Genomic DNA, 12,823 nt, shown 5'->3' on the forward strand with positions numbered 1-12,823 from the left:
CGATCAACAAGATCGCTTTATTTTTGTATTTGTTCTGTAAATCCTACCATTATTTCACTCACTTATCCTTGCGATAAGTGTTAGGCTTACGCTCAATAGCCGTACTTGCACTTTGCTTTTCACTTATCTTCAGAGTCGAGTGACGCGCCTTTTAGCCTTCATTTAAAGGAGCCTTATGAGTCATTTATTTGCCCACCTTGCCCGCATGAAACTCATCCAGCGCTGGCCTTTAATGTACAACGTGCGCACCGAAAACGTTCAGGAACACTCTCTGCAAGTCGCCATGGTGGCACACGCCTTAGTCATCATCAGTAATAAGAAATTTGGCACGACTCTCGATGCCCATCAAGCAACCAGTTTGGCCATATTCCATGATGCCAGTGAGATCTTAACTGGCGATTTACCCACCCCGGTGAAGTATTTCAATAAAGAAATTGAAGCCGAGTATAAAAAAATTGAAGCCATTGCCGAGCAGCGCATGCTCGATATGGTACCCGATGAATTTAAAGAGGATTATCGCAGCCTGTTTATCAGCGATAACGCCGATCCAATCTACAAAGCCATAGTTAAATCAGCCGATACCCTGTGTGCTTACCTGAAGTGTTTAGAGGAAAATCGCGCTGGCAATACTGAATTTAACACCGCACGAAAACGCCTCGAAGCCATGCTCGAGTCCAACCCTAATCCTGCCGTGAAATATTTTATGGATTGCTTTGTGCCCAGTTTTACCTTGAATTTAGACGAAATAAACAAGATGCTCTGATGTACCACTCCCGCTAGGAATGCATATGACCTCAAGTGTTTGGCAAGAACGCCGCCATGGTGAAGATAAACAAAGACGTAATGATCATCGCAGCCCATACCAAAGGGACAGGGCGCGGATCCTCCACTCTGCTGCATTTCGTCGACTGCAAGCAAAAACCCAAGTGCTTGGCGTGGGGATGAATGACTTCTATCGCACGCGCTTAACCCACTCACTAGAGGTCTCACAAATCGGCACGGGGATCGCCGCTCAGCTAAGTCGTAAATATCCCGAGCATAAGCCCTTATTAGACTCAATGAGTTTGCTGGAATCATTATGCCTTGCCCATGATATTGGCCATCCGCCCTTTGGTCATGGTGGTGAAGTTGCCCTTAACTATATGATGCGCCACCACGGAGGCTTTGAAGGCAATGGCCAGACATTTCGTATTCTCTCTAAACTCGAGCCCTACACCTTAGATTTTGGGATGAATCTGTGTCGCAGAACCATGTTAGGAATTTTAAAATATCCCGCACCACAATCGCACCTGTTTGTCGCAGGCAATCATCCTGAAATCACCAACCACAGACAACTTAAACCGTCACAATGGCCGCCAGTTAAAGGCATATTCGACGATGATAATGACATCTTCGACTGGGTGCTTGAGCCATTATCTGCGGCAGATAGAACTCGCTTTACCTCAGTCCAACCAAGTGTTCAGCCCAACTACCCGCACCTGCGTACCCAATATAAATCCTTCGATTGCTCCATCATGGAGCTGGCGGACGATATTGCCTATGCAGTACATGATCTTGAAGATGCCATCGTCATGGGGATTGTGACGGCCTCACAATGGCAGCAAGATGTGGCGCCAACATTTGAGCACAGTAATGATCTCTGGATCCGCCAAGAATTGGCCGATATCGGTACTAAACTGTTCTCCCACGAGCATCATCTGCGTAAAGATGCCATAGGTACCTTAGTGAATGGCTTTGTCACCGCCATTATCATCAATGACGATCCGGCTTTCGAGGAACCGTTGCTGCGGTTTAATGCCAGCCTTGAACCCGACTTTGCCCATGCGCTCAATGTATTAAAACAGCTAGTGTATAAATATGTTATCCGTAAACCCGAGATCCAAATGCTCGAATACAAAGGGCAACAAATTGTGATGGGGTTATTTGAAGCATTTGCCTCCGATCCCGAGCGCCTGTTACCGCTTAACACTCAAGAGCGGTGGCGCGCAAGCGAACAACAGGGTCTAAACAGTCACAGAGTCTTAGCCGATTATATATCAGGGATGACGGACGAGTTTGCCGGACGGCTCTATCAACAACTCTTTAGCCCTAAGGCTGGCTCAAACGTGGAGTTGAGTAAAGAAATGTAGCCTTTTGATTTAGTAATAAAAAACCACCGAAAAGGTGGTTTTTTGTTCGCGAATTAATCCGTGAAATAGCGGATTAAAGTCCGCCAATCGCCTCTTTACAGAGCTGAGTGATACGATCCCAATCGCCCTGCTCCATCGCATCAGTAGGCGCAATCCAACTGCCACCAATACAATCCACATTTTTCAGCGCTAAGTAATCTTTATAGCTGCTCGGGGTAATACCACCTGTCGGGCAGAAGCGGATATCAGCTAACGGGCCAGAGAAAGCCTTGAGTGCATCCACGCCACCAGACGCTTCAGCAGGGAAGAACTTAAAGTGGGTGTAACCAAGCGCCATACCCGTCATCACTTCGGAGATGCTGGCAACGCCAGGAATTAACGGCACCGGGCCTTGCATCCCCGCTTTGAGCAGTTCAACTGTTGCACCAGGGGTGATAATAAATTGCGCGCCCGCAGCAATCGCTTGCTCAAGCTGGGCTTCATTTAAAATAGTCCCAGCGCCGACTAGCGCCTCTGGTACTTCCTTAGCGATTTTGGTGATCGCTTCAAGAGCACACGGCGTGCGCAATGTCACTTCTAACACGCTAATCCCACCGGCGACCAGTGCTTTGGCTAATGGCACCGCATGTTCAATCTTGTTAATCACCATAACAGGAACAATAGGGCTGCGTTTAAAAATATCTTGTGGTTGTAATGACCAGTTATTCTCAAGCATTGCGTTATTCTTCCTTTGTATTAGTAAAGTTCATCGATGGCGCTAGTACTACGCGCACCGGTTTCTGGACTGCTTAAGTTTGAACGCAGTGCCCCAAATAACTCACGACCCATGCCATAACGAGAATGGCGTAAATCAATTTCAGCGGCAGTTCTGGCTGCAAGCACGGTGTCTGAGACTAATAAACTCAGCTCGCCGGTCAGTGCATCAACACGAATTAAATCGCCATCTTGTACCTTTGCAATTAACCCACCATCAATCGCTTCTGGGGTTAAATGAATTGCTGCGGGTACTTTGCCCGATGCGCCCGACATACGACCGTCGGTCATCAGCGCCACTTTAAAGCCTTTATCCTGTAGTGAACCTAGAAGCGGCGTTAGTTTATGCAGCTCTGGCATACCGTTGGCTTTCGGCCCTTGGCCTTTCACCACCACCACACAATCTCGGTCTAATGCGCCGGATTTAAATAACGCATCGAGTTTGTTTTGATCGTCAATCACCACAGCGGGCGCTTCCACCACTCTATGCTGCGGTTGAACGGCAGACACTTTTATCACCGCGCGGCCTAAGTTGCCCTTGAGTAGTTTTAAACCACCGTTGTTTTGGAAAGGCGTAGCGACAGAGGTTAATACTTCGGTATCTAAGCTGACGGTTGGACCATCGACCCAGCGCAGTTCGCCATCGAGTAATTTGGGCTCTTGGGTGTAACGACGTAGACCAAAACCTGCAACTGTGTTGACATCCTCGTGCAGTAAGCCCGCATCGAGTAATTCCTTGATAAGGAAAGCCATCCCGCCCGCGGCGTGGAAATGGTTAATGTCCGCGTGACCGTTTGGATAAACCCGAGCCAGCAATGGCACCGCATCGGATAATTCAGAAAAATCATCCCAGTTGACGATAATGCCGGCCGCACGCGCCGCCGCCACGATATGCATGGTTAAGTTTGTTGAACCACCAGTCGCCAGCAGTGCAACAATGCCGTTCACTATCGATTTTTCGTTAACAACTTCACCAATAGGCGTGTATTGAGTGCCCAGTTCGGTTAAACGACAAACCTGCTTCGCCGCCATTTTGTTTAACGCTTCACGCAGTGGATCGTCTGGATTCACAAAAGATGAACCTGGCAATTGCAGCCCCATCACTTCGAGCATAAGTTGGTTCGAGTTAGCCGTACCATAAAAGGTACAAGTACCCGCACTGTGGTAAGACTGGGCTTCCGCTTCGAGTAGTTGTGCTCTATCGACCTTACCTTGGGCAAATTGCTGACGAATACGGGCTTTTTCCTTGTTAGGAATACCCGATTTCATCGGGCCTGCTGGCACAAACAGCATAGGTAAATGGCCAAAACTTAACGCACCAATCAATAAACCGGGCACGATTTTGTCGCAAATACCAAGGAGTAAGGCGCCATCGAACATATTGTGGGATAAGCCAACCGCGGTTGCCATGGCAATCACTTCACGACTCAGTAAGCTCAGCTCCATCCCAGGTTGCCCTTGAGTCACGCCGTCACACATGGCGGGAACACCACCGGCCACCTGCGCAACACTACCCACTTCCTGACAGGCCTTTTTCAATAAATCAGGATACGTTTCATAGGGTTGATGTGCTGACAACATATCGTTGAATGCAGTAATAATCCCGATATTGGCCTTCGTCAATTGACGTAATGCGTTTTTATCATCGGGGTTACAAGCCGCAAAACCATGGGCTAAGTTACCGCAGCTTAACGAGCTACGGTGTACGCCATGGTTACGGGCATCGTTTAATGCAGCAAGGTATGCTTCACGTGATGCTTTGCTACGGGCAATAATTCTGTCGGTAACAGATTGAACGACTGAGTGCATGAGAGTGACTCCTTAAGCGCTCCAGAACACGTCAACGGGCGTTTTACGCTGCGCTAATACGGCTCTGATAGGCATAGCATTAACATCATCATTTTCTAAGGCTTGACGATATACGGATAATTTCTGTTCCCCAACCAAATGCAGATAAATCTGACGGCTATTGAGGATCGCATTCTTAGATAATGTGATCCGACCATGGGGCGCCGTGGTGGGATTGGTTGCCACGCACAAAGCTTGAGTAGTTAAGGCATCGTTTAACTCAGCACTGCAAGGGAACCATGAGCAAGTGTGACCATCGTTGCCCATCCCGAGCACCACCACATCGAAGGGACGCGGGAAGTTAGACAGCAACTCGGCGGTCATATCTGCGCCCGCTTCGGCGGTGGAAAACATATTCTTCAATCCACGGAACTTGGCATTGGCCGCGCGGTTTTGCAATAAATGCTCGCGCACTAAACGTTCGTTAGAGGCGCTATCTTCGACATCGACCCAACGCTCATCGGCAAGCGTAATGTAAACATCACTCCAGTCGATAGATTTCATGCTAAGTAGCTCAAACAGTTTCAGCGGCGTTGAGCCGCCAGAGACCACTAAACTCGCCTTACCACGGGCATCCACCGCCTCTTGTAACTGGCTAGCGATCTTATTCGCTAACTGTTGCTCGAGCGCAGCAGGTGTATCAAAGGATTTAAATACGGTTTCTTTAATCATCAAAGCCCCCTATTCATCCCACGAACGACCGTCTTTGGTGATCAGCGCGACGGAAGCCACGGGGCCCCAAGTGCCCGCAGGATAAGGTTTCGGTTTTTCATTGCTCTGTTCCCATGCTTGGATGATGCCATCAACCCATGTCCAAGCTTGCTCCACTTCGTCTCGGCGAACGAACAAGGCTTGATTACCGAGCATGGCTTCAAGCAATAAACGCTCGTAGGCATCGGCAATGCGCTCGTTTTTGAAAGTATCAGAGAAACTCAAGTCGAGTTTGGTGGTTTGCAAACGTTGTTTTTGCTCTAACCCTGGCACCTTGTTCATCATCTGGATCTCAACCCCTTCGTGTGGTTGCAGACGGATGGTTAACTTGTTAGGTGGCAAGTTACGGTAGCTAGAGCGATACAAGTTATGCGGTGGATTTTTAAAATACACCACAATTTCAGAACTCTTAAACGGCATGCGCTTACCGCTGCGCAGATAGAACGGCACGCCAGCCCAACGCCAGTTATCAATGTCGACACGCAGCGCCACAAAGGTTTCAGTATGCGAGTGTACGTTCGCCCCTTCTTCCTCTAAATAACCAGGCACTGGACTGCCCTTGAGGAAGCCAGCACTGTACTGACCACGGACGGTGTTTTCATACACATTGTCAGCATTAATCGGCCGCAGCGACTTCAGTACTTTCACCTTTTCATCGCGGATACTGTCAGCATCTAAGTTAACAGGTGGATCCATCGCAACCAGCGTCAACACTTGCAGTAAGTGGTTTTGGATCATATCGCGCATTTGACCAGCTTTATCGAAGTAACCCCAACGGCCTTCAATACCCACTTCTTCGGCAACCGTGATCTGGACATGGTCAATGGTCCGGTTATCCCATTTAGAGGCAAATAAGGAGTTAGCAAAACGCAGCGCAATTAAGTTTTGAACGGTCTCTTTACCGAGATAATGGTCGATACGGTAGACTTGGCTTTCTTTAAAGTAGGCAGAAACTTGATCGTTAATCACACGGGAAGATGCGAGATCAGAGCCAATGGGTTTTTCGAGAACGACGCGCGAGTCGCTGTGGATCAGATTTTGTTCATGTAAACAGCGGCAGATATCCCCAAAAATCGACGGTGGAGTGGCAAAGTAACTGACCATGACACGCTCTTCTGGTTTGAGCAATTCATGGAAGGCGCTGTAACCTGCTGAATCAGTAAAATTAGTGCCGACATAATGACAACGGGACACGAATCGGTTAAGCGTTTCTTCGCAGAGGGGTTCTTTGACGAAGGTGTTTAACGCAAGAATGACTAGCTCTCTAAACTCATCCTGACTAAATTCATCTTTTGCGACACCGATCACCTTAGTATCTTTGTCGAGAAGTTCAGCCTTATCTAACTGGTATAAAGAAGGTAACAACTTGCGTCTTGCCAAGTCGCCTTTAGTACCAAAGAGTACGAAGTCACAAGCTTTGGCGCCTGATGATGTTTTGCCCATTGCGTTACGCTCTCCTTTGTATGTCGTGTCCCTTCATGCTAATGAAGGAATCCACACTTTTGTTGTAATATAACAACAGAATTTGTTAAATGCATCTCTTTTTATCAATATTAACATTCTAGCTAACTAGGCACCTAAGGCATAAATCTGATATGATTTTTGTGCTTAAATTACTGATGATAGTAAATTCTTATTTCAAAAACCGACGTAAAACTTACTTAAGCAATCTTGATTAGTGGGATCGTCAAGCTGATCTGTGGCACTAAACAAAAAAAAATAAAATTACATACTCAATTTAGCGGACATACGCGTATGAATACCCTAGAAAAGGTTCAAAAAAGCCTCACCCATTTTAGTAAGTCAGAACGCAAGGTTGCAGAGGTCATCTTAGCCTCTCCGCAAACAGCTATTCACTCCAGTATCGCCACACTCGCTAAGATGGCAGATGTCAGTGAACCTACTGTGAACCGTTTCTGTCGCCGCTTAGATACTAAAGGCTTTCCTGATTTTAAGTTACATCTGGCACAAAGTCTCGCAAACGGCACGCCTTATGTGAGTCGCCATGTGGAAGAAGATGATTCTCCCGAATCATACACAACAAAAATATTCGAATCTTCAATGGCTTCCTTAGATACAGCACGTCAAAGTTTAGACGTAGCGGCCATCAATAAAGCCGTTGATATTCTGACTCAGGCCAAGACAATTTCATTCTTTGGCTTAGGAGCATCAGCCTCAGTCGCCCATGACGCACAAAATAAATTTTTCCGTTTTAATGTGCCTGTCATCTGTTTTGACGATGTTCTGATGCAACGCATGAGCTGTATCAACAGCAATGAAGGCGATGTTGTGGTTTTAATTTCCCACACAGGCCGCACTAAGTCATTGATTGAAATAGCACGTTTAGCAAGAGAAAACGGCGCTGCCGTTATTGGTATTACGGCTCGTAACTCGCCGTTATCGATGGAATGTACACTGCCTGTGACGATGGAGGTGCCAGAAGATACAGATATGTATTTACCTATGGCCTCGCGTTTAGCGCAATTGGTGACTATAGATGTATTGGCGACGGGTTTTACCCTACGCCGCGGCCCTCGTTTTCGTGATAATTTAAAACGGGTAAAAGAAGTGTTGAAAGAGTCTCGTATCAATAAAGATCCGATACTGTAATTCACTTCCTATCTTTAAAAAGGCTAGCGCAAACCCTACGTCTAGCCTTTTTTAAAGCAAATTTCAGCGATACCTCACAATTTTAAAACATAACTTCAGATCAATTTGATTGTAACTTTACTACATAATTTGGAATTGCATGCTAATATAGTCACAAGATTTTTTTAACTTTAACGGAGTATCTTATGTTCCGCAGAACCAAAATCGTCACCACCCTGGGCCCCGCCACTGACCGTGACGATAACTTACGCCGCATTATCGCGGCAGGTGCAAACGTTGTTCGTCTTAACTTCTCCCACGGCTCCCCCGAAGATCATCTCAAACGCGCGACTCAAGCTCGCGAAATTGCAAAAGAATTAGGTGTACATGTAGCGATTTTAGGTGACCTACAAGGTCCTAAAATCCGTGTTTCTACCTTTAAAGACAACAAGAAAGTCCAACTGAAATTAGGCCAAGCTTATATTCTTGATGCTGAACTCCCCAAAGGTGAAGGCGATGAGAATCAAGTCGGTATCGACTATAAGCAATTACCTGATGATGTGAATGTTGGCGACATCCTGATGCTCGATGACGGCCGTGTCCAACTACGTGTTGAGCGCGTCGAAGGTCGTAAAGTCCATACGACGGTAACGGTTGCTGGTCCTTTATCAAACAATAAAGGGATCAACAAGCAAGGTGGTGGTTTGTCCGCTGCGGCACTGACCGAAAAAGACAAGGCTGACATTCTCACCGCAGCGATGATCCAAGTGGATTATCTAGCCGTTTCCTTCCCACGTAGCGGTGCCGATTTAGAATACGCACGTTCTTTAGCACAGCAGGCTGGTAGCAATGCACTGATCGTCGCGAAAGTTGAACGTGCAGAAGCGGTTGCTAGCGATGAAGCAATGGATGATGTGATTTTAGCCTCTGACGTTGTCATGGTTGCCCGTGGAGATTTAGGGGTTGAGATTGGTGATGCTGCACTTGTGGCAGTGCAAAAGAAACTCATCGCCCGTTCACGTCAGCTCAATAAAATCGTCATCACTGCGACCCAAATGATGGAGTCAATGATCTCAAGCCCAATGCCAACCCGTGCAGAAGTGATGGACGTGGCAAACGCCGTGCTTGATGGTACAGACGCCGTGATGTTATCAGCCGAAACCGCTGCCGGTGACTTCCCTGAAGAAACGGTTAAAGCAATGGCGAATGTGTGTGTTGGTGCAGAATCTCACCCAAGTGTGAAAGTCTCTAAACACAGATTGGATGCACGTTTCACTTCAGTTGAAGAAACCATCGCCCTATCGACTATGTATGCGGCAAACCACCTAGAAGGTGTTAAAGCGATTATTGCTTTAACAGAATCAGGTGCAACACCTAAACTGATGTCGCGTATCAGTTCATCTTTACCAATCCTTGGCCTATCTCGCCATGACACAACACTGGCGAAGATGGCTCTGTACCGTGGTGTATTACCGATTTACTTCGACTCAACGATCTATCCAGCCGATGAGCTCGCGCAAAAAGCGTTGGAATCATTAACCAAAGCGGGTTACTTGCACAGCGGTGACTTAGTGTTAATGACCAAAGGTGATGCGATGGAAACCATCGGTGGCACGAACACTTGTAAAGTGCTAATCGTCGCTTAATCTTTGCTGATTGGCTTTCGTTAGACGAAAAAGTTAGGCTAAAAGTCATTAAACTTAAAAACAAAAACCACCTCAGTTGAGGTGGTTTTTTTATCTCTTGTAACGGTGAGAAACTATTGTAGTCGTGCTAGCAAATCAGATTATAAGGCTTCAAAATCATTCACATTGATAGCGGCTAAACGTAACTTATCCGCATGCAATAGTGTTTGATGTTCTTCGCTATTAATCGTGCCCTGCTCTAACGCTTTAGCAAATAGAACCAAGTTTGGTACTTTTGCAGGTAACTCACCGCTGCGCTGTGCTTTTTTGAGCTTTTTGTAAATCTCTTTACAGGCATACTGTGCTACAAACGCTTGTTCTACTTCAGCAATACCACCCACATCGCCTTCAAACTCAGGACAAAGGAAGGTAATGCGCTCGCGGGCAGGACTTGGTTTTAACATGCCAGAGACAAGCTCAGTCGCCATTTTATCGCTCGGCGCATTAAAATGATTGCCGATCGGGAAAATGAGTGCTCGCAATAACCAAGCAACTGGACGATTGGGGAAGTTGCGGATCACGTCCTCTAGTGCTTTCGCCGCTAAGTGCAAGCGATTAGCCATTACATAACGTACCGCAGGTAAATCATCCTGTTGGCGACCATTGTCTTCAAATAGTTTTAGCGTTGCAGAGCCTAAGTACAACTGACTCAATACATCGCCCATCCGTGCAGACAACATTTCCTTGCGTTTTAAATCGCCGCCCATAATCAACATTGAAATGTCCGTCATAAAGGCCAGCGCCGAAGACAAACGAGACATATCTTTGTAGTACTGTTTGGTTTCGCCACTTACGGGGGCGCTACCAAAACGACTCGCAGTTAAGGCACTAAATAATGCACTGAACGCGTTACGCGTCGCATACCCCATATGACCCATTAGCAACGAGTCAAAACGCGCAAGCGCCTCGTGCTGATTTTCCATAGCTGCCGCTTCCATTTCGGCCAGAACGTAAGGATGACAACGGGTTGCGCCTTGACCAAAGATCATTAACGAGCGGGTAAGAATATTCGCGCCTTCTACGGTGATCGAAATTGGATTCGACATATAAGGATGGCCGAGGTAGTTTTTAGGTCCTAATTGGATCCCCTTACCCGACTGAATATCCATCGCATCATTCATAACAGCTCGGCCAAGTTCGGTCATGTGGAACTTCGCAATAGCTGTCACCACTGAGGGTTTGACTTTAAGGTCAATGCCTGTGGTGGTTAAACGACGTGCAGCTTCTAGCTGGTAGGTATTGGCAATAATGCGAGCAAGGGCTTCTTGCACCCCTTCAAACTGACCAATCGCCATGCCAAATTGGTGGCGCACATAACTGTACGCTGTGGTGGTTTTGGTTGCCATATGGCCTGAAGCAGTTGCCAGCGCTGGCAGAGAAATACCGCGACCCGCTGATAAGCATTCAACCAGCATGCGCCAGCCTCTGCCCGCAAATTCTGGACCGCCAATGATCCAATCGAGCGGAATAAAGACTTCATCGCCCTGGGTTGTACCATTCATAAACGCCATATTAAGCGGATTATGACGGCGACCAATCACCACGCCAGGATGATCCGTTGGGATCAACGCGCAGGTAATACCAAGATTCTTTTTATCACCTAATAGACCGTCAGGATCGCGCATCTGGAAGGCTAAACCCAATACCGTTGCAACAGGTGCTAAGGTGATATAACGCTTATTCCAGGTTAATTTAAGGCCTAATACCTCTTCGCCGTTAAACTCACCACGGCACACAATGCCCACATCAGGGATTGCGCCCGCGTCACTGCCTGCTTCTGGGCCTGTTAACGCAAAGCAAGGTATTTCATCGCCTTTCGATAATGCAGGTAACCAACGTTCCTTTTGCTCTTCAGTGCCATAGTGAGTTAATAATTCACCAGGGCCTAATGAGTTAGGTACCATCACAGTTACCGCAGCACTCACGCTACGACTAGCTAACTTGCTCACAATCGTCGAATTGGCATAAGCCGAAAACGCTTTACCACCAAATTTTTTCGGAATGATCAGCGCAAAGAAGCCTTCTTTTTTGAAATAATCCCACAGCTCTGGCGGCAAATCTTTACGATTATGGACAATGTCAAAATCATCGATCATTGTCAGGGCCGTCATGACCTGATTATCAATAAAGTCCTTCTCTTCTGCCGTCAGCGTTGGCTTGCCGTAGCTGTGCAGCGTGTTCCAGTTCGGGTTACCGCGGAATAATTCCCCTTCCCACCATACATCGCCCGCTTCCATCGCTTCGCGCTCAGTATCGGATAATGGCGGTAACACTTTTTTGAAAAAATGGAAAACTGGCTGGGTGATAAATTGCATTCTGAGGCTTTTTACTGCAAACAGCGCAATAACAGCTATCAGGGCAATAATTATAATCGTCAACATAATCAAGACCTTTTTATTAAGAAGCTACGGGAACAGATACGCCCGCGGCCATGTAGGGGATCACTTTACGGATCACGGCTTCAATATCGTTGTGCTCGCCAAATTCGGCCGCAGCAATATCGTTTAAGGCGTCAGCTGAAGCCATAGTGAAAACGATTGTGCCGAGGGTAAAGTGTAAGCGCCAAAACATTTCTGCCTGAGGAATATGGGGAGCACTAGCCGACACCGCCTTCACAAAGGTATCTAGATGTTGTCCATAGTGGGTGGTGATAAACCAGCGCAGATGCCCTTGGCTTTCGATATAGCCTCGTCCAAGTAGCTGTAGGAAAATCGTGGTACCTTCCGTGCGCAAGTCATTTAAATCCAATAACGGATCGACTAACGCCGATAAAATATCCTCTAGCGAAGCCTGAGAGGATGCAGTATGTAAACGTTTTATAGCCGTCGATGCTGCGGGCATAAAAACGTCTAAATAGCGGGCTAACACTGCACGGATTAACTCTTTTTTAGAGCCAAAGTGATAATTCACCGACGCTAAATTGACCTCTGCCTTGCTAGTGATAAGTCGTAATGACGTCTCAGAAAAACCTCTTTCGGCAAAGAGTTTCTCTGCAGCATCAAGTATTCTTGTTTTTGTATCAGATCGACTTGCCATTCCGTGACCTTGAATTAATTTAAAACACTCGTTTAAATTAAACATTGGTATGGTCATTGTCAAACGAAAAAT

At 46.9% G+C, this 12,823-nt stretch carries 10 protein-coding genes; 4 read left to right on the forward strand and 6 right to left on the reverse strand.

Annotation, left to right across the window (positions count from 1 at the left end; translation table 11 throughout):
* Positions 1-175 precede the first annotated feature (175 nt).
* Together yfbR and FJD32_RS12540 are read left to right on the forward strand one after the other, a co-directional pair.
* Positions 176-763, forward strand: a complete 588-nt coding sequence (yfbR, locus tag FJD32_RS12535; RefSeq protein WP_037430288.1) for a 5'-deoxynucleotidase — start codon at positions 176-178, stop codon at positions 761-763.
* Positions 764-788: 25 nt separating this feature from the next.
* Positions 789-2,129: an anti-phage deoxyguanosine triphosphatase gene (locus tag FJD32_RS12540; RefSeq protein WP_069455006.1), complete on the forward strand. Its 1,341-nt coding sequence runs from the start codon at positions 789-791 to the stop codon at positions 2,127-2,129.
* A 73-nt stretch (positions 2,130-2,202) separates the two neighbouring features.
* Here FJD32_RS12540 and FJD32_RS12545 read toward each other — a convergent pair whose 3' ends face one another.
* The 4 genes from FJD32_RS12545 to zwf are packed head-to-tail and all read right to left on the reverse strand — an operon-like array spanning position 2,203 to position 6,884.
* On the reverse strand, positions 2,203-2,844 hold the full coding sequence (locus FJD32_RS12545; RefSeq protein ID WP_055648241.1) for a bifunctional 4-hydroxy-2-oxoglutarate aldolase/2-dehydro-3-deoxy-phosphogluconate aldolase: 642 nt from the start codon (positions 2,842-2,844) through the stop codon (positions 2,203-2,205).
* A gap of 20 nt (positions 2,845-2,864) precedes the next feature.
* Positions 2,865-4,691, reverse strand: a complete 1,827-nt coding sequence (gene edd / locus FJD32_RS12550) for a phosphogluconate dehydratase (RefSeq protein WP_055648242.1) — start codon at positions 4,689-4,691, stop codon at positions 2,865-2,867.
* 12 nt (positions 4,692-4,703) lie between these two features.
* Positions 4,704-5,402 (reverse strand): 6-phosphogluconolactonase, encoded by a 699-nt coding sequence (pgl, locus tag FJD32_RS12555; RefSeq protein ID WP_037418721.1) that lies wholly within the window; start codon positions 5,400-5,402, stop codon positions 4,704-4,706.
* 9 nt (positions 5,403-5,411) lie between these two features.
* On the reverse strand, positions 5,412-6,884 hold the full coding sequence (zwf, locus tag FJD32_RS12560) for a glucose-6-phosphate dehydrogenase (protein WP_037418717.1): 1,473 nt from the start codon (positions 6,882-6,884) through the stop codon (positions 5,412-5,414).
* A 312-nt stretch (positions 6,885-7,196) separates the two neighbouring features.
* Here zwf and FJD32_RS12565 point away from each other — a divergent pair, with 312 nt between their 5' ends.
* Together FJD32_RS12565 and pyk are read left to right on the forward strand one after the other, a co-directional pair.
* On the forward strand, positions 7,197-8,051 hold the full coding sequence (locus tag FJD32_RS12565; protein ID WP_011072455.1) for a MurR/RpiR family transcriptional regulator: 855 nt from the start codon (positions 7,197-7,199) through the stop codon (positions 8,049-8,051).
* A gap of 185 nt (positions 8,052-8,236) precedes the next feature.
* Positions 8,237-9,676: a pyruvate kinase gene (gene pyk, locus FJD32_RS12570; RefSeq protein WP_037418713.1), complete on the forward strand. Its 1,440-nt coding sequence runs from the start codon at positions 8,237-8,239 to the stop codon at positions 9,674-9,676.
* A gap of 140 nt (positions 9,677-9,816) precedes the next feature.
* On the opposite strand, the gene FJD32_RS12575 is transcribed toward pyk, so the two are convergent.
* Positions 9,817-12,096, reverse strand: coding sequence for an acyl-CoA dehydrogenase (locus FJD32_RS12575; protein ID WP_140906664.1), 2,280 nt, complete (start codon positions 12,094-12,096; stop codon positions 9,817-9,819).
* Between the two features lie 16 nt (positions 12,097-12,112).
* Positions 12,113-12,751: a TetR/AcrR family transcriptional regulator gene (locus FJD32_RS12580; RefSeq protein WP_037429545.1), complete on the reverse strand. Its 639-nt coding sequence runs from the start codon at positions 12,749-12,751 to the stop codon at positions 12,113-12,115.
* Between the last annotated feature and the right edge of the window lie 72 nt (positions 12,752-12,823).

It is taken from the genome of Shewanella sp. LC6 (assembly GCF_006385735.2).
In the GTDB taxonomy this organism is placed as follows: Bacteria; Pseudomonadota; Gammaproteobacteria; order Enterobacterales; family Shewanellaceae; genus Shewanella; species Shewanella xiamenensis.